The sequence below is a fragment of the Cellulomonas sp. GbtcB1 genome (genome assembly GCF_019091725.1).
In the GTDB taxonomy this organism is placed as follows: domain Bacteria; phylum Actinomycetota; class Actinomycetes; order Actinomycetales; family Cellulomonadaceae; genus Cellulomonas.
Map to the genome: position 1 here is coordinate 1 of NZ_JAGXJG010000037.1, position 23,947 is coordinate 23,947.

A 23,947-nucleotide genomic window follows, 5' to 3' on the forward strand; every position below is an offset into this window, starting at 1 on the left:
GCTCGCGGTCGTCGTCGGGCTGGTGGTCGGCTCGGCCCTCGGGCTGCTGGCCGGGTTCCTGCGCGGCTGGGTGGACGGCGTCAGGGCGCACCGTGAGCCACCTCCTCCGGCGCGTCCGCGGCGGCGACCGCGTGGCCCGCCCGCCGCCGCGCGCGCGACCACGCGACCGCCGACCAGCCCGTGAGCAGGGCGAAGGCGGCCCACAGGGCCGGGCGGAGGTCGGCGCCGGTCACCCCGAGCACGTCGCTCGTGGCGCCGGCCCCGGACTCGTCGTCGGCCGCGGCGAGCACGTCGCTGAGGAAGAACTCCTCCCCGAACGCGTCGAACCGCAGGCCGAGCGTCATGTCGAGCCCCTGGTAGTCGTCGGCGAGCCCGGCCGGCACGCGCACGCGCACGACGACCCCCTGGCCGCGGCCCGTCTCCACGGCGCCGACCTCCGCGCGGTCCACGCGGGCGGTGCCGCCCGCGACGGTCGCGGGCACCTCGCGCGCACCGCCCGGGCAGGTGAGGCCGTCGGCGGCCCACCCGCCGTCGCAGAGCTGCAGGACGAGGGCGACGCCGCCGCGCTCGACGAGCGGGCCGGTCGCGAGCAGGCTCACCCAGAGCGTGCCGCGGGCGCCGGCGGCGTCCGCCGGCTCGCGGACCGCGGAGTCGACGCGCCACGCCAGGTCGGTGCCGGGGGACAGCTCCCACCGGTCGCCCGCGGGCAGCGACGAGGAGAGCGCCAGCAGGCCGTCGCCCGCGCCCGGCTGCTCGAAGCCCCCGGGCGGCGGGGTCACCTCGGCCGCCGCGGGCGCCGGGTGGGCGACCTGCAGGGCGGCGGCGGCGAGGGCCGCCACGGCGAGCGCCCCCGCCGGGGCGCGGCGCCGACGGCGGGGGGTGCGCTCCCGCCGCTCGCGCGGCCACAGCGCCCAGCCGACCAGCAGCGCGACGCCCACCGTCACGGCCGCGAGGGCCTTCGGCTCGCCCATCCGCACGAGGGCGTACCCGACGCCGGGCGCGGAGGCGACCACTCGGCGCACCTCCGTGACGTCGTACGGGAACGGGTCCTCGCTGTCGTTGGCGTCGCCGCGCAGCCGGAGCCGCGTCGTGCCGTCGTCGAGGGTCTCGATGTGGATGACGCGGTGCGTCACCGGGAGGTCGCCGACGGGCGCCGGCACCGTGACCACGTCGCCGACCTCGACCTCGTCCGCGGGCGTCGTCCGCACGAGGGCGGCCGCGCCGGTGGGGATCGTCGGGCTCATCGAGCCCGTGCGGAACACGATCACCCCGAGGTCGAGGGTGGCGACGAGCACCACGAGCACCAGGCAGACCGCGCCGAACAGCGCGGCCGCGGTGAGCAGCACCTCGCGGCCGAGGTCGGCGGCCCGCTGCCGGGACCGGGCCGCCGTCGGCCGCGCCGCGTGCGAGCCGGTCACGGGGCGCCCCGGGGTCAGGACTGCGAGGTCGCCGTGAAGCTCCACACCGGGACGACGGCCTTGCCCTGCAGCGCGTCGCCCGTGGCCGTGGCCGGCATCGTGATCTGGAAGCAGACGTCGACCGGGGTCCCGGCCGTGGTCGCGTCCGGCGCGCCCGCGACGGTGAACGACGCGGAGCCGCCGGTGCCGAGCGGGGTGCTCGCGGGCGCGAGCGCGGTGCCCCCGGAGATCCCGGCGGCGTTGCAGTTCGCCTGCGTGACGCCGGTGCGGGCCTGGTAGACCAGCGCGCCGAACAGGCCCGGGTCGGTGCCCGTCCCCTGCTGGGCCGCGTTCAGCACGACGGTGCCGCCGACGGAGCCGGGTGCCGCGCGGAGCTGCATCGGCGCGTACACGACGGCACCCGGCGACAGCGAGGCGGCGGCGACGGTGAAGTTCAGCCGGCCCGCGGTGGCGTCGGTCGGCCAGTTCTCGCGGTTCTGGAAGCTCTGGCCGTCGTAGACGTTCTGCTGGATCTCGAACACCGTGGTCCCGATCGGCGTGCCGTCATCGTCGGTCCCGCCGAAGATCCACTCCGTGTCGGTCCACGCGGCGAGCGTCACCGCGGCGCCGATGCCGAGCACGCCGGCACCGGCCAGGACGGCGCGGAGCCTGCCGCGGGAGCGGCGGTCGCGCGTCCGGCGGACCTCGGTCGTCTCGTCGTGGGCGCGCGTCGTCTGGTCTGCGGACATGGTCCAGTACCCCCTGAGTGGCGGCTGTGCCCCCTGCACGCCGCGGGTCCCGGGCCCGATGGGCCACGCGGGACGTCGACGCTCCAGCCCCCTGCCGCGCGTCGTGGCACCAGGATGAGCACGGACGGACTTGCGCGCAACTGGTCTGCGCGATCTATCCGCTTTGTCGGGAATGTCGCCGAGAATGCCCGAAATGTCCTGCCCCGAACGGGTGAGGCCCGGCGTCGCCGCAGGTCAACGGCCCGCGGTCGTCGTGGTCCGTCCGGGTGACGCGCGTCCGCGCCGCGGGGGTGAGAACTCCAGGCGCCGTGAAGGCGCAGGTCACCGCGCCGCCCGACCGAGAGGGCCCGGCGGCGCGGTGATCGACGTCACGCGGCCGGGGGAACGGCCTCCGCCGCGGCGCGGGCCGCCGCGGGCAGCGCCTCGACGACGCGGGCGAGCGCCGCGTCGTCGTGCGCGGCGGACACGAACCACGCCTCGAAGGCGGACGGCGGGGCGTACACCCCGTCGCGCAGCAGGCTGTGGAAGAACGCCGGGTACCGCCACGACTCCGTCGCGAGCATCTGGGCGTAGTCCCGCGCCCCCGCGTCGGTGCCCAGCACCGTGCTGAACAGGTTGCTGGCGTTCTGCACGGCGTGCGGCAGGCCGACGGCGGTCAGCGCCTCGTCCACGGCCGCGCGCAGCACCGCGGACGCCCGGTCGACGGCCGCGTACACCGCGTCGTCGGCGAGCCGCAGCGTCGCCAGGCCGGCCGCGACGGCGACCGGGTTCCCGGACAGCGTGCCCGCCTGGTACACCGGCCCGACCGGCGCGAGCGCGTCCATCACCTCGGCGCGGCCGCCGAGCGCGGCGACCGGCATGCCGCCGCCGACGACCTTGCCGAACGTCAGCAGGTCGGGCGACCAGCCCTCGCGCGCCGCCTCGAGGCCCCACCAGCCGGCCGGGCCGACGCGGAACCCGGTCAGCACCTCGTCCTGGATCAGCAGGGCGCCGTGCTCGCGGGTGATCCGGGACAGCGCGGCGTTGAACCCGGGCTCCGGCGGGACGACGCCCATGTTCGCGGGGGCGGCCTCGGTGATCACCGCGGCGATCCGGGTGCCGTGCTCGGCGAACGCCGCCTCGACGGCGGCGACGTCGTTGTACGGCAGCACGATCGTCTCCGCCGCGATCGCCGCGGGGACCCCGGCCGAGCCGGGCAGCGCGAACGTCGCGAGGCCGGAGCCCGCGGCGGCCAGCAGGCCGTCGGAGTGCCCGTGGTACAGCCCGGCGAACTTCACGACGGTGTCCCGGCCGGTCACGCCGCGGGCCAGCCGGATCGCGGTCATCGTCGCCTCGGTGCCGGTGGACACCAGGCGCAGCCGCTCGACGGCGGGCACCCGGGCGCGGACCGCTTCGGCGAGCTCCACCTCGGCGAGCGTGGGCGCGCCGAAGCTCAGACCCCGGCCGGCCGCCTCGCGGACCGCCTCGACGACCTCCGGGTGCGCGTGCCCCAGGAGAGCGGGCCCCCAGGAGCCGACGAGGTCGACGTACTCGCGGCCCTCGACGTCCGTGACGTACGCGCCGCTCGCCGAGGCCAGGAACCGCGGCGCCCCGCCGACGGAGCCGAACGCGCGCACCGGCGAGTTCACGCCGCCGGGCACGACGCCCCGTGCCCGGTCGAACAGCCCCTCGTTCGTCGACGTACCCGTGCTCGTCACCCCGGTCACCGCCACTCCTCCCGCAGCCAGTGGGCCAGCTCGACGGCCCAGTACGTCAGCACCTGGTCGGCGCCCGCGCGGCGGATGCCGAGCACGGACTCCGTGATCGCGCGGCGGCGGTCCAGCCAGCCCTGCGCGGCGGCGGCCTCGACCATCGCGTACTCGCCCGACACCTGGTACGCCGCGACCGGCACGGTGCTCACGGCGGCGACGTCGGCCAGCACGTCCAGGAACGCGCCCGCCGGCTTCACCATGACGAGGTCGGCGCCCTCCTCGATGTCGAGCGCGACCTCGCGCAGCGCCTCGCGGCGGTTCGCCGGGTCCATCTGGTACGTCCGGCGGTCGCCCTCGAGGGTCGACTCCACCGCGTCGCGGAACGGGCCGTAGAGGACGCTGGCGAACTTCGCGGCGTAGGCGAGCACCGCCACGTCGTCCCGGCCGGCGGCGTCGAGGACGTCCCGGATCACGCCGACCTGGCCGTCCATCATGCCGCTCGGCGCGACCACGTGGGCGCCCGCCTCGGCCTGGACCAGCGCCATCTCGGCGTACCGCTCGAGCGTCGCGTCGTTGTCCACCCGGCCGTCCGCGGTGAGCACGCCGCAGTGGCCGTGGTCGGTGAACTCGTCGAGGCAGAGGTCGGCCTGGATCACCAGCGCGTCGCCGACCTCGGCGCGGACGTCGGCGATCGCGCGGTTGAGCACGCCGTCGGGGTCGGTCGCCCCGGAGCCGACCGCGTCCCGGGTGAGCGGGACGCCGAACAGGTTCACGGCGGCGACCCCGGCCGCGGCGGCCTCGGCGGCGGCCCGGCGCAGGGAGTCGCGGGTGTGCTGGACGACGCCGGGCATCGACGCGATCGGCGCCGGCTCGTCCAGGCCCTCCTTGACGAACATCGGCAGCACCAGGTCCGCCGGGTGCAGCCGCACCTCGCTGACGGAGCGGCGGAGGGCGGCGGTGCCGCGCATCCGGCGCGGGCGGACCCGGCCCGGTCGCGCGGCGGCGACGGCCGCGGCCGGGGACAGCGGGAGGGTCGGGGTGTCGGGTGCGGGTGCGGTCATGCGTGCTCTCCGTCCGGGTGGGCCGCCCGGGGTGCGGCGGCGGGGGTGTCGTCCGGCGCGGCGGGGTGGGCCGCGGCCGGGCTCTCGTCGGTGGGGGCGCCCGCGTCCTGGGCGTCGTCCCGCGCCGCGGCGGCGCGCGCGAGGGCGGCGACGAGGCCGCCCGGGGTCTGGTCGTCGGCGACCGCGTGCACCGGCAGACCGGCGCGCCGGGCCTCGGCCGCGGTCGAGTCGCCGATGCAGCACACCAGTGTGCCCGCGGGCGGGGCGCCGAGCATGGCGAGCAGGTTGCGGGCGGTGCTGCCCGAGGTGAGCAGGACCGCGTCCACCTGCCCGGCCGCGTACGCGTCGCGCACCTCCGGCTCGGGGGCCGGGCCGGGGACGGTGCGGTAGGTGACGACGACGTCGACCGGCCAGCCGCGCGCGGCCAGGCCCTCGGCCATCGTCGGCGCGGCGAGGTCGCCGAGCGGCAGCAGCACCCGGGCGGGCTCCTCGCCGGCGGCCGGCCAGGCCACCAGCAGCGCGACGGCGGACGACCGCCCGGTCGGCACCAGGTCGACCCGGACGCCCGCCTCGCGCAGCGCCCGGGCGGTGCTGCCGCCGACGGCGGCCACCCGGACGCCGTCGAGCAGCGCGGCGAGCGTGTGCCCGGTCTCCTCCGCGCGGTCCTCGAGCACGGGCACCGCCGCGGCGCTCGTGACCGCGACCCAGCCGTAGTAGCCGACCTCGAGCGCGAGCAGCGCGTCGTCGAGCTCGGTGGGGTCGAACGGCGGGACGGTCTGGATCAGCGGGACGACCAGCGGCTCGGCGCCGGCCGCGTGCAGGGCGATGACCAGCGGGTCCGGTCCCTCGGTTGCCCGCGGGACGAGGACGGTCCGGCCGGCCAGCGGTCCGGCGGCCAGGGCGTGCGCGGTCGCGGGGGCGCCGTCGGCGCCCGTCACGCGCCCAGCTCCGCCAGCTCGGCGGCGCCCGCGTCCAGCAGGTCCTCGGCGAGCCGGGTGCCGAGGGCGGCCGCGGCGAGCGCGACCCGGCCGGCGGCCGCACCGGGGTCCGCGTCGGCCGGTCCCGTCGCGCCGCCCGCCAGCGTCGTCGACGCGGTGCGGCGCAGCGCCTCGGTGCCGTCGGTGCGGAGCACCACCGCCTCCAGCGCCAGCACGTCGTCGGCGCCCAGCCGCGCGTGCGCGCCCACCGGGGCGGCGCAGCCCGCCTCGAGCCGGCTGAGCAGCGCGCGCTCGGCGAGCACGGCCAGGTGCGTGGGCCGGTGGTCCAGGGCGGCGAGCGCCCGGGCGAGCGGGGTGCCCGCGGCGGCGTCCTCGGCGCGGACCTCGACCGCCAGCGCGCCCTGGGCCGGCGCCGGGGTCATCACGTCGAACGGCAGCGCGTCGGTGACGGCGTCCAGCCGGCCGAGCCGCGCCAGGCCCGCGCGGGCGAGCACGACCGCGTCGAGGTCGTCCTCGATCCGGCGCAGCCGGGTGTCGACGTTGCCGCGGATGTCGACCACCCGCAGGTCGGGGCGCGCGGCCCGCAGCTGCGCCGCGCGCCGCGGGGAGCCGGTGCCGACCGCCGCGCCGTCGGGCAGCGTCGCCAGCGTGCGTCCGTCGCGGGCGCACAGGGCGTCCCGCGGGTCCTCGCGCACCGGCACCGCCGCGACCACGAGCCCGGGGGCCACGGCGGTCGGCAGGTCCTTGAACGAGTGCACCGCGACGTCGCAGCGGCCGTCGAGGAGGGCGTCCCGCAGCGCGGTCACGAACACGCCGGTGCCGCCCAGGGTGGCCAGGGACCCGGTGAGCCGGTCGCCGTCCGTGCGGACGCGCACCAGCTCGTGCGGGCCGGCGCCGAGCGCGGTCAGCGCGTCGGCCACGTGCCCCGTCTGGGTGAGGGCGAGCGCGCTCGCGCGGGTGCCGACCCGGACCGTCTGGGGCATGTCCCCAGTCTCGGCCACCCCGCGCGGATCTGTCGAAACCGCGGGTCGTGGGCTGCGGTGCACGGGTCAGGCCTCCGGGGGTGGGGTGCGAGCGGGGTCGGCAGGCGGGGTGGACGAGGCGAGCGCCGTCGCGGTCGCGCGGGCGTCGGGGACGACGGACGCGAGGCCGTTGCCGGACACCCAGGCGCCCACCACGGCGAGGCCGGCCACGCCGGCGACGGCCTCCCGGACCCGCCGCACGGTCTGGCGGTGCGCGGCGCTGGGGACGGGCAGACCCTGGCGCCAGCGGACCCGGGCGGCGGCGCGGACCTGCTCGGGACGCAGGGGCACGCCGAGCACGGCCGCGGCGTCCCGCACCGCGAGGTCGGTCAGCGCGTCGAGGTCGCGCGGCAGCGTGTCCGCCCCGTCCTCGCCGGCCCGGCCGTAGGACAGGCGCACGACGTGCCGGCCGGGGCCTGCCGCCTCGGCGAGCCACGCCCACTTCGCCGTCGCGTGCGTCAGCGCCTTGGCCCGCACGCCGGCGACGCCCCGGGCGACCAGCACGCCGGTGCCGCGCGGGGCGGCGTCGAGCTCCGGAGCGTCCAGCACGAGGGTCACGAGCACGATGTCCGCGCCCGGGTCCGTCGTCAGCCCCGACACGCCCGGGGCGACGCCGGCCAGCAGGTCGACGGCGCGGGGGGTGGCGACGACCAGGCGCGGGGCGGTGAGCGTCGCGGCACCGTCCGGTCCGTCGACGGCGACGACGAACCCGTCGGCGTCGCGCGTCACCGACCGGACCGACGCCCCGGTGCGCACCTCGCCGCCGCGCGCCCGGACGTCCGCCACCAGCACGTCGACCAGCACGTGCAGGCCGCCGCGGAACCCCGCGACCGCGGAGCCGGCCGGGGCGAGCGCGCGCTGCGCCGCCACCCCGCGGGCGAGCGACCCCTCACGGCGCACGGCGGCGAGGAGTCCGGGGGCGACGGCGTCGGCCGTGACGTCGTCGGGCTCCGCCGCGTGCACGCCGGCCACCACCGGCCGGACCAGCCGGTCCAGCACCCGCCGCCCGGCCCGGGCGCGCACGAGGGCGCCGAGCGTCGTGCCGTCCGCGGTCCCGACCCGCGCGGGCAGGATGCGGTCGAGCGAGGCGCGCAGCGCGCCCGCGAGCCCGATCGTGCGGCGGACGTCCGGCGCCCACGGGTCGGCCGGGATCCCCAGCAGCCCCGTGCGGGGGAGCGGGCCGGCGCCGCCGGGCAGCCGCACCCACGCGCCGTGCTGCTCGGGCGTGACCACGCGGTCGGCGAGCCCCAGCTCGTCGGCGAGCGCGGCGACGACGCCGCCGCGGGTCGCGAACGACTCGGCGCCGGCGTCCAGGGTCAGGCCGTCCACCTCGTGCCGGCCCACGACGCCGCCGGGCGACCCCCACGCCTCGAGCACCAGGGGGCGCAGGCCGGCGAGGGCCAGCTCGCGCGCGGCGACGAGGCCCGCGACGCCGCCACCGACGACGAGCGCGTCCCAGGCCGTTCCCGGGGGTGCCCCCGGGTTGGCGGGTCGTGCGGTGCCGGGCGCCCGGTCGTCGTCGTTCGTGTCCGCGTCCTTCCTCATCCGTCCAGCCTGCCGCCTCCCGGTGACCGGGGGGTGGGACCGGACCCCTACCTCAGAGCCCGTGCACCAGCGCCACGACGCGGGTCAGCACGTCGGGGTCGGTCTCCGGCGGCACGCCGTGGCCCAGGTTGACCACGTGCCCCGGCGCCGAGGCGCCGCGCGCCACGACGTCCCGCACGTGCGCCTCCAGCACCGGCCACGGAGCCGCGAGCAGCGCCGGGTCGACGTTGCCCTGGACCGGCACGCGGCCGTCGAGCCGGCGGACCGCCTCGTCGAGGCCGATCCGGTGGTCGACGCCGACCACGTCGGCGCCCACGTCCCGCATCGCGGCCAGCAGCTCGCCGGTCCCCGTGCCGAAGTGCACCCGCGGCACGCCGAGGTCGGCGACGTGCGCCAGCGCCCGGGTCGAGGCGGGCGCCACTCGGGCGGTGTAGTCCGCGAGCGAGAGCGAGCCCGCCCAGGAGTCGAACAGCTGCGCCGCGCTGGTGCCGGCGAGCACCTGCGCCCGCAGGAACGCGCCCGTGACGTCGGCGGCCCACTCCGTCAGCGCGGCCCAGGTCGCCGGGTCCGCGTGCATGAGGGTGCGCGCGGCCAGGTGGTCGCGGGACGGCCGGCCCTCGACCAGGTACGCGGCGAGCGTGAACGGCGCGCCCGCGAACCCGATCAGCGGGGTCGACCCGAGCGCGGCCGTCGTGAGCCGGACGGCCTCGACGACCGGCGCCAGCACCTCCGCGGTCAGCGACTCGGCCGGGTGCTCGGCGCGCAGCCGCGCGACGTCGTCCGCGGTCCGCACCGCGGAGCCCATCACCGGGCCGACGCCGGGCTGGATGTCGACGTCCACGCCCGCGAGGCGCAGCGGGATGACGATGTCGGAGAAGAAGATCGCCGCGTCCACACCGTGCCGGCGGACCGGCTGCAGCGTGATCTCCGACGCCAGGTCCGGGGTGAGGCAGGCGTCGAGCATCGCGGTGCCCTTCCGGGCCTCCCGGTACTCCGGCAGCGACCGGCCGGCCTGGCGCATGAACCACACCGGGCGGCGGTCCGGCGTGCGGCCGCGGTACGCGTCCACCAGCGGCGCGTGCGCCGTGCGGCCGTCCACCAGCGGGTGGTCGGCGGGCAGGCCGGTGCCGTCGGGGAGCGACGGGAGGGCGGGGGTGGGGGTCGCCGGGGCGCTCGCGGGCGCGTCGGGGCGTGACGGAGTCGACATCGGGACGATTGTGCCCCGTCTTCCCTGGAGTGATTAAATTCTTGGCGTGGTGATGCTGTCGTTGGTGGCCAGCCATCACGACCTCGACCTGTCCGTGCTGGAGCGGTTGTCCGCCGACACCCACGCCGTCGGGCGGGAGATCGTGACGGCCTCGGAGTCGATCGCGGGGGCGGTCGTCCTGGCGACCTGCAACCGCTTCGAGCTGTACCTGGACGTCGCCGACGCGGCCGACGCCGACGCCGCCCGCACCGCCGTGGCCGGCACGGTCGCCGCCCGCTCCGGGTACACCGCGGAGCGCGTCGCGGACGCGCTCGCCCCCGCCACCGGCCCCCGGGTCGTCGAGCACCTGTTCGCCGTCGCCTCCGGCCTGGAGTCGATGGTCGTCGGGGAGCGGGAGATCGCGGGCCAGGTCCGCCGGGCGCTCACCGCCGCCCGCCGCGACGGCACCACGACCTCCGACCTCGAGGGCCTGTTCCAGTCCGCCTCCCGCGCGTCCCGCGCCGTCGAGGGCCGCACGGGTCTGGGCGCCGCCGGCCGGTCGGTCGTGGGCGTCGCGCTCGACCTGGTCGAGGACGGCCTGCCCGACTGGTCGGACGTCCGCTGCCTGCTCATCGGCACCGGCTCCTACGCCGGCGCGAGCCTCGCCGCGCTCAAGGCCCGCGGCTGCCAGGACGTGCTCGTGTACTCGGCCAGCGGGCGCGCGGGCCAGTTCGCCGCGCAGCGCGGGGTCACCGCCGCCACCGACGACCTCGCGGCCAGCCTCGCCGGGGTCGACCTGGTCGTGGCGTGCAGCGGCGCCTCCGGCGCGGTCCTCGACGTCGACGCGCTGATCCGGGCCCGGTCCGCCGAGGCCGCCCTCGGCGCCCGCCCGCTGGCCGTCCTCGACCTCGCCCTCCAGCACGACGTCGACCCGGGCGTCGGCGAGCTGCCCGGCGTCCGGCTGGTCAGCCTCACCACCGTCGCCGAGCACGCCCCCGACGGGCACTCCGCGACCGTCGCCGAGGCGCGCGCGCTGGTCGAGGAGCAGGCCGCGACCTTCGAGCGCGACCTGCGCACCCGGCAGTGGAACCCGCCGGTCGTGGCCGAGCGGCGCCGGGTCCTGGAGGAGCTGGGGCTCGCCGTCGACGACCTGCCCGAGCGCGAGGGCCGCGCGCTGCGCCGCCGGGTGCGGTCCGCGCTGCACGCCCCGACCGTCCGCGCCCGCGAGGCCGCCCGCGCGGGCGACGCCGCGGCGTACGCCGCCGCCCTGGCGGAGCTGGCCGCGGTCGAGGTCCCGCGCCCGGCCGTGTCGACGCCGGCGCGCTGACCCGCGCCCGGGCTCGCCCGCGGCCCGCGCGAGTTCGGTGCCTTCCGCCGAGTTCGGCACTTCCTGCCACCGAACCGGGCGGGAGGTACCGAACGCGGCGCCCTGCGCCCGGGCCGGGGTCAGGCGTCCAGGTAGCGGAGGAGGTCCGCCGCCAGGCCCGTGTAGCCGGCCGGGGTCAGCGCCTGGAGGCGCGACTCGACGTCCGACGGCAGGCCCAGGCCCGCGATGAACTCGCGCATGTCGTCCGCCGTGAGCCGGCGGCCGCGGGTCAGCTCCTTGAGCCGCTCGTACGGGTTCTCCATGCCGGTGACCCGCGCGACCGCGGCCGCGCGCATCGCCGACTGCACGGGCTCGCCCAGGACCTCCCAGTTCTGGTCGAGCTCGCGCGCCAGCAGGTCCCGGTCCACCGACAGCGCGGCGAGGCCGCGGCGCACGTTGTCGACCGCGAGCAGCGAGTGCCCGAACGCGGGGCCGATGTTCCGCTGCGTGGTGGAGTCGGTGAGGTCGCGCTGCAGCCGGCTCGTCACCAGGGTCGCACCGAGCGAGTCCAGCAGGGCGCAGGACAGCTCGAGGTTGGCCTCGGCGTTCTCGAACCGGATCGGGTTCACCTTGTGCGGCATCGTCGACGAGCCCGTCGCACCGGCGACCGGGATCTGGGTGAACACGCCCCGGGAGATGTAGGACCACACGTCGGTCGCGAGGTTGTGCAGCACCCGGTTGAACCGCGCGACGTCGGCGTACAGCTCGGCCTGCCAGTCGTGCGACTCGATCTGCGTCGTCAGCGGGTTCCAGGTCAGGCCCAGGTGCTCGACGAACGTGCGGCTGACCTCCGGCCAGTCGGCGCCCGGGACCGCGACCACGTGCGCGCCGTAGGTGCCGGTCGCGCCGTTGAGCTTGCCCAGGTACTCCGCGCTCCCGACCCGGCGGAGCTGCCGGCGCAGCCGGTGCGCGAGGACGGCGAGCTCCTTGCCGAGGGTGGTGGGCGTCGCGGGCTGGCCGTGGGTGAGAGCGAGCATCGGGACGTCGGCGAGGTCGCGGGCCAGGGCGGCGAGGTCGTCGACCAGTCCCGAGGCTGCCGGCAGCCACACGTCCTGCACGGCCCCGCGCACCATGAGCGAGTACGACAGGTTGTTGATGTCCTCGCTGGTGCAGCAGAAGTGCACGAGCTCGGAGACCGACGGCAGCACGGTGCCCGCGCCGAGCACCGTCGGCGCCGCGGCGATCTTCTCCTTGAGGAAGTACTCGACGGCCTTCACGTCGTGCACGGTGGTCCGCTCGATCTCGGCCAGCCGCGCGACGTCGTCGGCGCCGAACCCCGTGACGACCGCCCGGAGGTACGCCTGCTCCGCGTCGGAGAGCGCCGGGGCGCCCGGGACCACGCCGTGGGTGGTCAGGTGGATCAGCCACTCGACCTCGACGTGCACCCGCTCGCGGTTCAGCGCCGCCTCGGACAGGTGGTCGACCAGGGGCGCGACGGCCCGGCGGTACCGGCCGTCCAGCGGGCCGAGGGCGATCGGCGGCTCGACGTCGGCGAGCGACGTGCGGGCGACGGGCGCGGCGGACGGGCTGCTCTCGTGCGCGGGCATGGGCCGCATCCTCCCACGACGGGCGATCGGGTGATCCGCGGCCGACGCCCTGCGGACCGTGCTCGCCCGTCGGGGCAGGTCAGGCGACCGCGCGCGGCCCCGGAGGTGCGCACGCGCGGGTGACGCCGCGCGCCCGGACGGGGAGAGCGCTCGCTCGAACCCTCACGCGGCGGCCGTCGCTGCCGATGCGGAGGCCACTCAGGGGAGCCGTGCGGAGCAGACGCAGGGGCGCGCGGGCACAGCAGCGAGGGGTACGACATGGCGGGTCTGAGGGGACGGCGGGGCCGGGAGGCCGAGCCGGCGCCGGGCATCGAGGCGGAGCGCGAGCTCCGGGCGCTGGACGACGTCGTCCGGGCGCTGGGGACGTCGGCGGGCTGCGGCGGGCTCGGCGACATCGTCGAGACGATCCGCGCCGCGCTCGGGTTCGACTACGCGTCGGCCTGGCGGGTGGACCCGGGCGAGCGCGCGCTGGAGTTCGTCGCCCAGTCGGGGCACCTGTCCCGCGAGCTGACCGAGATGACCCCCGGCTACCGGATGCCGAAGGGCGTCGGGCTGTGCGGGCTCGCCTGGCAGCGCGACGGGGTGCTGCCGGTCGCCGACCTCCGGGAGCACGACACCAACTGCGCCCGCGGCGAGGCGTTCCTGCGGGCCGGCGCCCGCGGGGCGATGACGATGCCGCTGTGGCACCACGGCGAGGTCGTGGCGGTGCTCGACTTCCTGTCCACGGAGCGCCGCGGGGAGGGGCCCGCGCAGGTGCTCGTGCTCGACGTGCTCGCGCGGACGGTGTCGCAGGCCCTCGAGGCGCGGCGCGCCGCCGACGAGATCGCGCAGGTCGCGCGCGACCAGCAGGCGGTGACGACCTCGGTCGCCAAGGTCGGGCAGTGCACCGAGGAGGAGCAGGCGCTGCGCGTCGCCCTCGACACGGTGCGCGAGGAGTTCGGCTGGGAGTACGGCTCGTACTGGGCCGTCGACCCCGAGGCGCGGGTGCTGCGGTTCCAGGTGGAGTCCGGCACCGCGGGCGAGGAGTTCCGCCGGGTCACGCTCGCGGCGAGCTTCGCCGAGGGCGTCGGCCTGGCCGGGCGCGCGTGGCGCGCGCGGGACCTGGTGTTCGTCCGGGACCTCGGCGAGCTCACCGACTGCGTGCGGGCGCCCGCCGCGCAGCGCGCCGGCGTCCGGTCCGGGGTGTGCATCCCGGTCGTCGTCGGCGACGAGGTCCTCGGGACGATGGACTTCTTCACCACCGAGACCATCGAGCTCACCGACAGCCGCCGCGGCTCGCTGCGCAACGTGGCGCGCCTGGTGTCCCAGCGGGTCGACATCCTCCGGGCGGCCGAGCGGGACCGCGCCGCGTCCGAGGCGCTCCTCGGCAGCGTCGCGCGGCTGTCGGAGAGCGCGTCCGAGGCCGTCCGGGTCGCCGAGGAGGCCGTCGCGCAGACCGCCGCCATGGCCGAGGAGGTCCGCACGCTCGAGGCCTCGTCCTCCGCCGTGGGGGACGTCATCCGGGTCATCTCGTCGATCGCCGACCAGACCAACCTGCTGGCGCTGAACGCCACGATCGAGGCCGCCCGAGCCGGGCAGGCAGGTCGCGGGTTCGCGGTCGTCGCCACCGAGGTGAAGGACCTCGCCGGCGGCACCTCGACCGCGACCTCCCGCGTCGAGCAGCAGGTCGCGGACATCCAGGCGAACACCGCGGCGGTGTCCCGGGGCATCGAGTCGGTCAGCACGACGATCCGGCGCATGGACGAGGTCCAGGCCCGGATCGGTGAGGTGCTCGACGAGCAGCGCGAGATGGCGCGGTCCTTCCGCGCCTCCTGACGCCGTGCCGCGGTCCGGCGACGGGCCCGCACCCGTCGCCGGCCGCGGTGGCCGGTTCCACTCCCTTCCTTCGGTTCCGGGGTCGGCGTCAGCGAGAGCCGCCCCGAGCTGCGGGGTCCGAGGACCTCGGGTCCGTCGGCCGGCGGAGGACCCGCATCCGCCGCCGGCCGACGGGTTCAGTGGCGGGCGGTCAGGTGAGCACCACCCGCGGGATCCGGCGGAGCAGCAGGCCGAGGCCCACCAGGCCGAGCGCGGCCAGCACCGTCAGGGCGGCCGGAGCCCCCGTCGGGGCCAGCGCGGCCGGCACCGTCACCGCCGTGGCGGCCGAGCGGTCCAGGGCGGCGGCCAGGTCGGCCGCGGCGAGGACCTCGGAGCTGAAGGCGACGCCGGTGGCGGCGGTGGTGCCGTCGTCGGTCCCGGTCGCCGTGCCGGTGGTGCCGGGGTCGGTCGTGCCCGGGTCCGTGGTGCCCGGCTCGGTGGTGCCGGGGTCGGTCGTACCCGGCTCGGTGGTACCGGGGTCGGTGCCCGTGCCCGTGCCCGTGCCCGGCTCGACGACCGCGGCCTCGCCGACGACGCCGAGCGCGACGTCGCCGATCGAGACCGGCACGGAGATCGGCAGCGAGATGCCGATACCGGTCAGCAGGCCGTCGGAGTCGCCGCCGCCGACCTCGGCGGTCGGGGCGTCGGTCCCGGTGCCCGAGGTGCCGGTCGACGTGGTGGCCGCGTCGCCGAGGAGGCCGAGCGCGACGTCCCCGACGGTGATCGGGATGCTGATCGGCGCGGCGACGGCGGTGGCGGAGGCGATGCCGTCGGAGTCGCCGGTGCCGGCCTCGGCGGTCGGCGCACCGGGGGTGCCCTCCGGACCGGTGCCGGTGGAGGTGGTGCTCGCGTCGCCGAGGAGGCCGAGCGCGACGTCGCCGACGGTGACCGGGACGCTGATCGGGGCCGCGACGCCGGTGCCCGCGAGCGGGGCGTCGGAGTCGCCGCCGCCGACCTCGGCGGTCGGGGCGCCGGTGGTACCGCCGGTGCCGGTGCCGGTGGACGACGTCGTGGCGTCGCCCAGCACGCCGAGCGCGACGTCCCCGACGGTGACCGGGATGCTGATCGGTGCAGCCACCGAGGTGCCCGAGGCGATGCCCTCGGCATCCCCGCCGCCGACGGTGGCGGCCGGAGCGTCGGCGCCGCTGCCCGTGGGAGTCGCGGCGGTGCCGGTGGACGACGTCGTGGCGTCGCCCAGCACCCCCAGCGCGACGCCGTCGACGTCCACCGGGACGCTGATCGGAGCCGCGACCCCGGTCCCGGAGGCGATGCCGTCGGCGTCCCCGCCCTCGACCGTGGCGGTCGGCGCGGCGGCGGGTGCGGCCGGAGCGGCCGCAGGTGCGGTCGCGGTCGCGTCGCCGAGCACCCCCACGGCGACCGTCGAGACGTCCACGGGGACGCTCACGGGGGCGGCCACGGCGGTGCCGGACGCCACCCCGTCGGTGCTGCCGCCGCCGACGGAGGCCGTCGGAGCGGACGCCGCCGGCGCGGCGGGTGCGGCCGCGGCGGGCGCCGTGGTCGTCGTCGCGTCGCCGAGGACGCCGGCGGCGAGGCCGGTCACGTCCACGGAGACGTCGACGGGTGCCTCGATGCCGAGGCCGGACAGCAGGCCGTCGTCGTCGGCGGCGTAGGCCGACACGGCCCCGGCGACGACGAGGCCGCCGGTCAGCAGAGCGGTGTGGACCGCTCGCCTCATGTTCCTGTGCATGGTGGTCTTCCCCTGCTTCTGAGTCGGTGCGCCGGCGTGCGGCGCGAGGGCCCGTGTGGCGCGGCGGCACGGGTGCCGCGGGCGCCGGGGCCCGACTCAGGCGGGGAAGACGGGGACGTCGCGGAGACGGAGCGGGAGCTCGACGCGGTCGCGGGCGGCGGCGAGGAGCCGCGACCCGCCCAGGACCAGCGCGAGAGTCGTGAGGACCGCCAGGACGTCCTGGCCGGCGGGGGTGCGCAGCGGGCTGCCGGCGGAGCCGGTGCCGGACGGGGCCGGGGCGCTGGGCGCCGGCGGCACCGGGCGGTCGCCGCCGCCGACCGGAGAAGACGCGGACCGGGCGGCGTCGTCGGTGCCGCCGGCGGCCGGGAGGACCGCGTCGGCGGGAGCCGCGGCGGCGGACGGGGCCGTGCCGGTGCCGGACGGCGCGTCCACCAGGAGGCCGGCGCCGGCCCAGGGCAGCACGGCTGCCAGGTGCGCGGGGTCCGCGGTGGCGGCGTCCACGGCACCGGGCGCCGCGGGGGCGGTCGGGGGCGTGACGGTCGGCGGCACCAGGGTGTCGGTCACCGGGCGCAGGACGCCCACCACCGGCGCGAGGGCGTCGCCCACCGGCGTCCCGCCGAGCCCGCCGAGCACCGGGTCGAGCACGCCGGTGACCACAGGGGCGACCACGGGCGTGAGGGCGGGGGCGAGCGGCGTGACCGCCGGGGCGATCGCGGTGAGCACCGGGGCGAGGACCGTCTCGGCGACCGGGGCCACCACGACGGAGGTCACCGGGCCGAGGACCGGCGCCAGCGGCTCGGTCGCCTGCGCGACCGGCGCCACGACGCCACCGGCCAGGCCGTCGACCAGCGGCGCGGCCGCGTCGACGACAGGTGCGACGACCTGGTCGCCCAGCGCGGAGGTCACCGCGCCCACCAGCCCGGGCGCCTCGGCCGCGGGGGTCGTCACCGCGGGCGTCGAGGCGACGACCTCGGCCGCGGGGGTGTCGGGGTGCTCGGCGTGGGCCGCCGGCGCGGCGGGTCCGGGGTCGGCGGGCGCCGGCGCGGCTGGTCCCGGGTGCGGGGGAGCGGCCGGTGCGGGGGTCGGCGGGGTCGCCGCGGCCGGCGGCAGCACCGCCTGCACCACGGGCGCCACGACCTGCTCCGTCACGGGCTGCGCGACCGAGCCGACCAGGTCCCCGACCCCGCCGAGCAGCGAGGAGACGGGCCCGGAGGAGGGCGGCGGCGCCTCGTCGGCGGAGGCGGCGGGGGCGAGCGCGACCATGGCGGCACCGGCGAGCGTCAGCCCGCCCGCCGCGTACAGGCCCCGACGGGCCCATCGCGACGCGAGCGAGCGCGCACGCTGTGCGGCACCCGGTCGCGCTGTCATGGCGACTCCCCCTGAGTCTCCCCGGCGGGCCCACCGTCTCTGGCGGGCCCTGACCCCGTCGACGGTAGGAGCGCCCGGCGGAGCAGGCAACAGATGGGGGCGGGTGATATCGCCCGTCCGGGTGACCGCGCGGCGCTGACCAGCGACGACGCCAGACGGCGCCGCGCGGCACGGCTCAGCGGTCGCGGCTGCGCGGGATCGCGACGCTCAGCGCGAAGGACACCACGGAGACGATGAGCGCGCCGACGAACGCGTCGCCGAAGTCGTCGATCCGCAGGCCCCAGTCGGTCTGCTCGGTGATCCAGGCGGTGAGCATGAGCATCAGCGCGTTGACGACCAGCGTGAACAGGCCCAGCGTGAGGATGTACAGCGGGATCGAGATGATGTTGACGATCGGCTTCACGATCGCGTTGACGATCCCGAACACCAGCGCGACCGCGAGGATCACGCCGATCCGCCCCCACGTGCTGTCGGCGCCGACGATCGAGATGCCCGGCAGCAGCACCTCGGCCAGCCACAGGGCGACGCCGCTGATCAGGACCCGCAGCACGAAGCTCATGCGCCGATCCTGCCATCCGGTCCGCCACCGCGGCAGCCCCGTCGCGCGGCGCCCCGCCGACCACCCCGCGACCGCCCGTCCCGACGAGGTCTGCGCGGTGGCATCCTGGCGGCGTGAAGCACGTGCCCCTGCGCCCCGCCCTCGCGAGCCTGCCCCCGTACGTCCCGGGCGCCCGCGTCCCCGTCGGCGCGGCCGCGTTCAAGCTGTCGTCGAACGAGAACCCCTACCCGCCGCTGCCGTCGGTGGTGGCAGCGATCGCGGACGGCGCGGTGGACGTGAACCGGTACCCGGACATGTACGCCACCGACCTCGTCGAGGCGGTCGCGGACCACCTGGGCGTGCAGGCCGACCAGGTGGTCGCGGGCTGCGGCTCCGTGGCCGTGCTGGGCCACGTGCTCGCGGCGTTCTGCGACGCGGGCGACGAGGTGGTGCACCCCTGGCGGTCGTTCGAGGCGTACCCGATCGCGGTGACCCTCGCGGGCGCGACGGGCGTCCCGGTGCCGGTCGGGGCGGACGGCCGGCTGGACCTGCCGGCGCTCGCGGCGGCGGTGACGGAGCGGACCCGCGTGGTGCTGGTGTGCACGCCGAACAACCCGACCGGGCCCGCCGTGCAGGCCGACGAGCTCGAGGCGTTCCTGGCCGCCGTGCCGCGGGACGTGCTCGTGGTGCTCGACGAGGCGTACGTGGAGTTCGTGCGCGACCCGCAGGCCCCGGACGGGCTGGCCGTGCTGGCCGCGCACCCGAACGTCGTCCTGCTGCGGACGTTCTCGAAGGCCTACGGCCTGGCGGGGCTGCGGGTCGGCTACGCGGTCGCCGACGCCCGCCTCGCCGCGGGCATCCGCGCGGCCTCGACCCCGTTCGGGGTGTCGCACCTGGCCCAGCTCGCCGGCGTGGCGTCGCTGCGCGCGCGGGGCGAGCTCCTCGAGCGCGTGGACGGGATCGTGCGGGAGCGGACCCGGCTGCTGGCCGGCCTGCGTGAGCACGGCTGGGACGTCCCGGACAGCCAGGCGAACTTCGTCTGGCTGGCGCTCGGCGACGGCACCGCGCGGTTCGCCGAGGCGGCGACGGCGGCGGGCGTGCTCGTGCGGCCGTTCGCCGGCGACGGCGTCCGGATCAGCGTCGGCGAGCCCGAGGCGACCGACGTCGTCCTGCGGGTCGCGCGCGACCTTCGTCACTGACCGGGGCGCCCGCCCGGGCGAGTCCGCAGGTCACGCGGCGTCGTCGCGGGTGGGTCCCACCGCGCGGCCGCCGCCCGCTCGCCTATGCTGCGACGAGCGCAGAGAGGTGGAGGGGTGACCGAGAGCACGACGCCGGGCGTGGTGACGCCGCCCGCGTGGCCCGGCCGCGCCGGTCGCCCCGCCGACCCCCTGGACGGCGGCCCCATCGCGGTGCTGCTGGTCGAGGACGACGACGGCGACGCGCTCCTCGTGGAGGAGCACCTGTCCGACGCGGGCCTGGACGCGCGCCTGGTGCGGGCGCGGACGCTCGACGAGGCCACCGCGCGCCTCGACGTCGACTGCGTCCTGCTCGACCTGGGCCTGCCCGACTCCGTGGGCCTCGGCGCGCTGCAGACCCTGCTGTCGGCCGGCGCCCCGGCGGTGGTCGTGCTCACCGGGCGGACCGACACCGAGACCGGGCTGCAGGCGGTCGCCGCCGGCGCGCAGGACTACCTGGTGAAGGGCGAGGTCGACGGCGAGCTGCTCGGCCGCTCGGTGCGGTACGCGGTGCAGCGGCGCCGCCTGCAGGCCGTCGACCGCGAGCTGTACCGCAGCATGGTCCGGGCCGAGGAGACCGTGCGGCTGGAGAGCGCGCTGCTGCCGCGACCGTCCGTGCGGGACGACCGCCTGGAGGTGCGCGTGGGCTACCGCGCGGGGCGGGACGGCGTGCTCGGCGGCGACTTCTACGACGTGATCGAGCGCCCCGACGGCACGGTCCTCGCGATCGTCGGGGACGTCTGCGGGCACGGCCCGGACGAGGCCGCGCTCGGCGCGGTGCTGCGCACGGCCTGGCGCACCCTGGTGCTCGCCGGCACGACGACCCCCGAGCTGCTGCCCCTGCTGGAGCGGGTGCTGGAGTCCGAGCGGGCCCGTGACGAGGTGTTCACCACGATGTCGATGGTCGAGATCGCGCCCGACCGCTCGACGGTCGACCTGTACCTGGCGGGCCACCCGGTGCCGTTCCTGCTCGGCGACCCCGGCGCGGGGCGGCCGTCGGAGCTGCTGCCGCGCGAGCTGCGCGGGCGCGCCCTGGGCATCCCGGTGGACGGCACGTGGCGGCCCCGGCGGCTCGAGCTGGCCGACCGGTGGCGGCTCATGATGTACACGGACGGCGTGCTGGAGGCGACGATCAGCGGGACCCACGAGCGGATCGGCAAGGCCGGTCTGCTGGAGCTGGTGGACGGGGTACTGGCTGGAGCGCCCGCGGACCCGGTGGACGAGGTGCTGCGCGAGGTGCGCCGCCGGCACGGCGGCGAGCTCGTCGACGACACCGCGGTCGTCGTGCTCGGCTGGGGCGGGGCCCCCGCGTGACGGCCGCCCCCCTCGCCGCCGGCCCGGCCGCGCGGCCCCGGACGACGCTGCGCCGCCGCCTCGGCGCCGCCCTCGTGGTCGCGGGCGTCGTGCTGGCCCTCGTGTTCGTCGGCTCGGGCGTCGCCCTCTGGCGGATGCTCGACGCCCAGGACCTGGTGACCGACCGGTACTTCGAGGCGATCACGAACGCCGAGACCGCGTACACGCAGCTGGTCGACGGCGAGACCGCGGTGCGCGGCTACGCCCTCACCGGCTTCGACGGCACGCTCGAGCCGTACGAGAACGCCCAGGACGCGACGCGGGCGTTCGCCGCGGTCGCCGAGGGCGGGGCGTCCGAGCCCGTCCGGGAGGCAGCCGCGGCCGCGGTCGCCGCGGCGGAGCGCTGGGACGAGGAGTTCGCGCAGCCGACGATCGCCGCCGTCGCCGCGGGCGGCCCTGCCGCGGTGACCGCGGAGGAGATCGAGGGCGGCCGCACGCTGTTCGACGAGACGCGTACCGCGGTCCAGGACTACCTCGACGTGCTGCGGGAGCGCCGCGACGAGGCCGCGTCGTCCCTCGCGATGTGGACCCGCGTCGTCATCGGCTCGCTGGTCGCGCTCGTGATCGCCGGCGCGGTCGCCGGCGCGGTCCTCTGGCGGACGCTGCGCTCGTGGATCGCCGAGCCGATCGACGCGCTCGCCGCCGACGCGCGCGCGGTCAGCGAAGGCGACCTGCACCACCCCGTACGCACCACCGGACCGGGGGAGATCGCCGACCTGGCCGACACCGTCGAGCGGATGCGGCTGGGCCTGGTCGCCCAGGTGCAGGCCGTGGAGGCGCAGCGCGCCGAGATCGCCGACGCCCACGACCGGCTCGCGGACCAGGCGGAGGAGCTGCGCCGGTCCAACCGCGACCTGGAGCAGTTCGCCTACGTCGCCTCGCACGACCTGCAGGAGCCGCTGCGGAAGGTCGCCTCGTTCACCCAGCTGCTGCAGAAGCGGTACGGCGGGCAGATGGACGAGCGCGCGGACCAGTACATCGCGTTCGCCGTGGACGGTGCGAAGCGGATGCAGCAGCTCATCCAGGACCTGCTCGGGTTCTCCCGGGTCGGCCGGCTGGGCGGCGAGCTGGCGGACGTGCCGCTCGCCGACGCGCTCGGCGCCGCGCTCGACAACCTGGACAACCTGGTCGAGGACACCGGGGCCGTCGTCACGTACGACGAGCTGCCCGTCGTGCGCGGCGAGCGCCCGCTGCTCGTCCAGCTGCTGCAGAACCTCGTCGGCAACGCGATCAAGTTCCGCGACCCCGAGCGGCCGCCGGTGGTCCGGATCAGCGCCCGGCGGGTGGGAGACTCGTGGGAGCTCGAGTGCCGGGACAACGGGATCGGCATCGACCCGCAGTACGCGGAGCGCGTGTTCGTGATCTTCCAGCGGCTGCACCCCAAGGACCTGTACGAGGGCACCGGCATCGGGCTCGCCCTGTGCAAGAAGATCGTGGAGTACCACGGCGGACGGATCTGGCTCGGCGAGCCCGACGGCCCGGGCACCAGCATCCGCTGGACGCTGCCGGCCGTCGCGGAGCCCGAGCAGGACGACCGCCAGGACCAGGACGGCCGAGAGGCCGAGGGATCGGAGTGAGCGTGGCACGCAACGGCAAGGTGATCGACGTCCTGCTCGTCGAGGACGACCCGGGCGACGTCCTGATGACGCGCGAGGCGTTCGAGGACAACAAGGTCGCGAACCGGCTGGCGGTCGTCTCCGACGGCGTCAGCGCGCTGGCGTTCCTGCGCAAGGAGGGCGAGCACGCCGACGCCCCGACGCCGGACCTCGTGCTCCTCGACCTCAACCTGCCGCGCATGGACGGCCGTGAGGTGCTCGAGGCGATGAAGAACGACGACGCGCTGCGCAGCATCCCGGTCGTCGTGCTCACCACCTCGGAGGCCGAGGAGGACGTGGTGCGCTCCTACTCGCTGCACGCCAACGCCTACGTGACGAAGCCCGTCGACTTCGAGCGGTTCATCGAGGTCGTCCGGCAGATCGACGAGTTCTTCGTCGAGGTCGTGCGGCTGCCGCAGCGCTGACCTCGTCCGACGCCGCACCGGCCCGTCGCCCCGCCCGGGGCGGCGGGCCGTCGCCGTGCGCGGGGACGGCGGCGGGTCCACGGTGGGGTTGTCGGGACCCCACAACGGGGGCAGGCCCGTCTTGACGGCGCCCGGGGCCCTGGACCTACGGTGGCGTAGCCTACGCTGGCGTAGGTTAGACACGGCCCCGAGGAAGCCCGGGACCACCCCCCAGCCCGAAGGAGAACCGCGTGAGCACCAGCGGTCCGCTCACCGACGACGGCCTGGTCCAGCTGCTCACGCCCGCGGGCGAGCGCGTCGACCACTCCGACTACAGCGCCCGGGTCGCCCACCTCGACGCGGACGCCCTGCGCGGCCTGTACCGCGACATGGTGCTCGTGCGGCGCTTCGACACCGAGGCGACCGCCCTGCAGCGGCAGGGCGAGCTCGGCCTCTGGGCGCAGTGCCTCGGCCAGGAGGCCGCGCAGGTCGGCTCCGGCCGCGCGCTGGCCCCGCAGGACTACGTGTTCCCCTCGTACCGGGAGCACGGCGTCGCGCACACCCGCGGCCTGGACCTCACGCAGCTGCTCCAGCTGTTCCGCGGTGTCGACCACGGCGGCTGGGACCCCGAAAAGTTCAACTTCCACCTGTACACGCTGGTGATCGGGTCGCACACCCTGCACGCCACCGGGTACGCGATGGGCGTGCAGCGCGACGGCGCGGTCGGCACCGGCGACCCCGAGCGCGACACCGCCGTCGTCACCTACTTCGGCGACGGCGCGACCGCCCAGGGCGACGTCAACGAGGCGCTGGTCTTCGCCGCGGTGAACAACGCGCCGCTGGTGCTGTTCCTGCAGAACAACCAGTGGGCGATCTCCGAGCCGACGACCCGCCAGGCGCGCGTCCCGCTCGCCGCGCGCGGCCCGGGCTTCGGCGTGCCGAGCGTCCGCGTCGACGGCAACGACGTGCTGGCCACCTACGCCGTGACCGCCGAGGCGCTGGAGCGCGCCCGGTCCGGCGGCGGCCCGACCCTGGTCGAGGCGTTCACCTACCGGATGGGCGCCCACACCACCTCTGACGACCCGTCGCGGTACCGCTCGGCGGCGGAGGAGGACTACTGGCGGCAGCGCGACCCGATCGACCGGCTGGAGAAGCACCTCGCCGCGACCGGCGAGCTGTCCGACGCCTTCCGGGCCGACCTGGCCGCCGAGGCCGACGCCCTCGGCGAGAAGATCCGGACCTACGTCCGGGCCCTCGGCCGCCCGGCCACCAGCACGATGTTCGACCACGTGTACGCGACGCCCCACGCGGTGGTGGACGCCGAGCGCGCCTGGTTCGAGCGGTACGAGGCCTCGTTCGCGGGAGGGGAGCACCGGTGAGCACGCAGCGG

Annotated in this window: 19 protein-coding genes; 7 read left to right on the top strand and 12 right to left on the bottom strand. The window is 77.3% G+C overall.

Annotated features, from left to right (window positions below; translation table 11 throughout):
- Positions 1-80: 80 nt before the first annotated feature.
- The 8 genes from KVT14_RS13455 to hemE form a co-directional block, all read right to left on the bottom strand.
- On the bottom strand, positions 81-1,418 hold the full coding sequence (locus tag KVT14_RS13455; RefSeq protein ID WP_217616132.1) for a signal peptidase I: 1,338 nt from the start codon (positions 1,416-1,418) through the stop codon (positions 81-83).
- Positions 1,419-1,432: 14 nt separating this feature from the next.
- Positions 1,433-2,146: a SipW-dependent-type signal peptide-containing protein gene (locus tag KVT14_RS13460; RefSeq protein WP_217616133.1), complete on the bottom strand. Its 714-nt coding sequence runs from the start codon at positions 2,144-2,146 to the stop codon at positions 1,433-1,435.
- A gap of 368 nt (positions 2,147-2,514) precedes the next feature.
- Positions 2,515-3,843, bottom strand: a complete 1,329-nt coding sequence (hemL, locus tag KVT14_RS13465; RefSeq protein ID WP_308161068.1) for a glutamate-1-semialdehyde 2,1-aminomutase — start codon at positions 3,841-3,843, stop codon at positions 2,515-2,517.
- Positions 3,844-3,848: 5 nt separating this feature from the next.
- A complete protein-coding gene (gene hemB / locus KVT14_RS13470) occupies positions 3,849-4,898 on the bottom strand; it encodes a porphobilinogen synthase (RefSeq protein ID WP_217616135.1) in 1,050 nt (349 codons plus the stop codon).
- Entirely contained in the window at positions 4,895-5,836 is a 942-nt protein-coding gene (locus tag KVT14_RS13475) for a uroporphyrinogen-III synthase (RefSeq protein ID WP_217616136.1), read from the bottom strand. Before KVT14_RS13475 ends, hemB begins: the two co-directional genes overlap by 4 nt.
- The gene (hemC, locus tag KVT14_RS13480; protein ID WP_217616137.1) at positions 5,833-6,819 is read right to left on the bottom strand and encodes a hydroxymethylbilane synthase; all 987 of its coding nucleotides are present in this window, start codon (positions 6,817-6,819) and stop codon (positions 5,833-5,835) included. The genes KVT14_RS13475 and hemC overlap by 4 nt, the downstream gene beginning before the upstream one ends.
- Positions 6,820-6,885: 66 nt before the next feature.
- Positions 6,886-8,403: an NAD(P)/FAD-dependent oxidoreductase gene (locus tag KVT14_RS13485; RefSeq protein WP_217616138.1), complete on the bottom strand. Its 1,518-nt coding sequence runs from the start codon at positions 8,401-8,403 to the stop codon at positions 6,886-6,888.
- A gap of 52 nt (positions 8,404-8,455) precedes the next feature.
- Positions 8,456-9,610 carry a uroporphyrinogen decarboxylase gene (gene hemE, locus KVT14_RS13490; protein WP_217616139.1) on the bottom strand — a complete coding sequence of 385 codons (1,155 nt, stop codon included), beginning with the start codon at positions 9,608-9,610 and terminating at the stop codon, positions 8,456-8,458.
- A gap of 52 nt (positions 9,611-9,662) precedes the next feature.
- Between hemE and KVT14_RS13495 the strand changes: the two genes are divergently transcribed.
- Positions 9,663-10,916: a glutamyl-tRNA reductase gene (locus KVT14_RS13495; RefSeq protein ID WP_217616163.1), complete on the top strand. Its 1,254-nt coding sequence runs from the start codon at positions 9,663-9,665 to the stop codon at positions 10,914-10,916.
- A 119-nt stretch (positions 10,917-11,035) separates the two neighbouring features.
- Here KVT14_RS13495 and purB read toward each other — a convergent pair whose 3' ends face one another.
- Positions 11,036-12,502, bottom strand: a complete 1,467-nt coding sequence (purB, locus tag KVT14_RS13500) for an adenylosuccinate lyase (RefSeq protein WP_217616140.1) — start codon at positions 12,500-12,502, stop codon at positions 11,036-11,038.
- A 258-nt stretch (positions 12,503-12,760) separates the two neighbouring features.
- On the opposite strand from purB, the gene KVT14_RS13505 reads away from it, so the two are divergent.
- A complete protein-coding gene (locus KVT14_RS13505; RefSeq protein WP_217616141.1) occupies positions 12,761-14,317 on the top strand; it encodes a methyl-accepting chemotaxis protein in 1,557 nt (518 codons plus the stop codon).
- A gap of 190 nt (positions 14,318-14,507) precedes the next feature.
- Here the strand turns inward: KVT14_RS13505 and KVT14_RS13510 are convergent, their stop codons facing one another.
- The 3 genes from KVT14_RS13510 to KVT14_RS13520 all read right to left on the bottom strand — a co-directional run bounded on the left by KVT14_RS13510 (position 14,508) and on the right by KVT14_RS13520 (position 17,991).
- Positions 14,508-16,052, bottom strand: coding sequence for a chaplin family protein (locus KVT14_RS13510; RefSeq protein WP_217616142.1), 1,545 nt, complete (start codon positions 16,050-16,052; stop codon positions 14,508-14,510).
- 108 nt (positions 16,053-16,160) lie between these two features.
- A complete protein-coding gene (locus tag KVT14_RS13515; RefSeq protein WP_217616143.1) occupies positions 16,161-17,432 on the bottom strand; it encodes a hypothetical protein in 1,272 nt (423 codons plus the stop codon).
- A 175-nt stretch (positions 17,433-17,607) separates the two neighbouring features.
- The gene (locus KVT14_RS13520; protein ID WP_217616144.1) at positions 17,608-17,991 is read right to left on the bottom strand and encodes a phage holin family protein; all 384 of its coding nucleotides are present in this window, start codon (positions 17,989-17,991) and stop codon (positions 17,608-17,610) included.
- Between the two features lie 113 nt (positions 17,992-18,104).
- Here KVT14_RS13520 and hisC point away from each other — a divergent pair, with 113 nt between their 5' ends.
- From hisC to pdhA, 5 genes are all read left to right on the top strand, one after another.
- On the top strand, positions 18,105-19,169 hold the full coding sequence (gene hisC / locus KVT14_RS13525) for a histidinol-phosphate transaminase (RefSeq protein WP_217616145.1): 1,065 nt from the start codon (positions 18,105-18,107) through the stop codon (positions 19,167-19,169).
- A gap of 114 nt (positions 19,170-19,283) precedes the next feature.
- Positions 19,284-20,519 carry a SpoIIE family protein phosphatase gene (locus tag KVT14_RS13530; protein ID WP_308161065.1) on the top strand — a complete coding sequence of 412 codons (1,236 nt, stop codon included), beginning with the start codon at positions 19,284-19,286 and terminating at the stop codon, positions 20,517-20,519.
- Positions 20,516-22,135, top strand: a complete 1,620-nt coding sequence (locus tag KVT14_RS13535) for an ATP-binding protein (RefSeq protein ID WP_217616147.1) — start codon at positions 20,516-20,518, stop codon at positions 22,133-22,135. The genes KVT14_RS13530 and KVT14_RS13535 overlap by 4 nt, the downstream gene beginning before the upstream one ends.
- On the top strand, positions 22,132-22,578 hold the full coding sequence (locus tag KVT14_RS13540; protein WP_246854927.1) for a response regulator: 447 nt from the start codon (positions 22,132-22,134) through the stop codon (positions 22,576-22,578). Before KVT14_RS13535 ends, KVT14_RS13540 begins: the two co-directional genes overlap by 4 nt.
- Before the next feature lie 230 nt (positions 22,579-22,808).
- A complete protein-coding gene (gene pdhA, locus KVT14_RS13545) occupies positions 22,809-23,936 on the top strand; it encodes a pyruvate dehydrogenase (acetyl-transferring) E1 component subunit alpha (RefSeq protein ID WP_217616148.1) in 1,128 nt (375 codons plus the stop codon).
- Positions 23,937-23,947: the final 11 nt, after the last annotated feature.

Coding starts and splice junctions, on each gene's coding strand:
- hemE (WP_217616139.1), bottom strand. CDS start 9,610: ATGTCGACTCCGTCACGCCCCGACGCGCCCGCGAGCGCCCCGGCGACC.
- hemB (WP_217616135.1), bottom strand. CDS start 4,898: ATGACCGCACCCGCACCCGACACCCCGACCCTCCCGCTGTCCCCGGCC.
- KVT14_RS13510 (WP_217616142.1), bottom strand. CDS start 16,052: ATGAGGCGAGCGGTCCACACCGCTCTGCTGACCGGCGGCCTCGTCGTC.
- KVT14_RS13495 (WP_217616163.1), top strand. CDS start 9,663: ATGCTGTCGTTGGTGGCCAGCCATCACGACCTCGACCTGTCCGTGCTG.
- KVT14_RS13460 (WP_217616133.1), bottom strand. CDS start 2,146: ATGTCCGCAGACCAGACGACGCGCGCCCACGACGAGACGACCGAGGTC.
- KVT14_RS13520 (WP_217616144.1), bottom strand. CDS start 17,991: ATGAGCTTCGTGCTGCGGGTCCTGATCAGCGGCGTCGCCCTGTGGCTG.
- hemC (WP_217616137.1), bottom strand. CDS start 6,819: ATGCCCCAGACGGTCCGGGTCGGCACCCGCGCGAGCGCGCTCGCCCTC.
- KVT14_RS13485 (WP_217616138.1), bottom strand. CDS start 8,403: ATGAGGAAGGACGCGGACACGAACGACGACGACCGGGCGCCCGGCACC.
- KVT14_RS13505 (WP_217616141.1), top strand. CDS start 12,761: ATGGCGGGTCTGAGGGGACGGCGGGGCCGGGAGGCCGAGCCGGCGCCG.
- purB (WP_217616140.1), bottom strand. CDS start 12,502: ATGCCCGCGCACGAGAGCAGCCCGTCCGCCGCGCCCGTCGCCCGCACG.
- KVT14_RS13515 (WP_217616143.1), bottom strand. CDS start 17,432: ATGACAGCGCGACCGGGTGCCGCACAGCGTGCGCGCTCGCTCGCGTCG.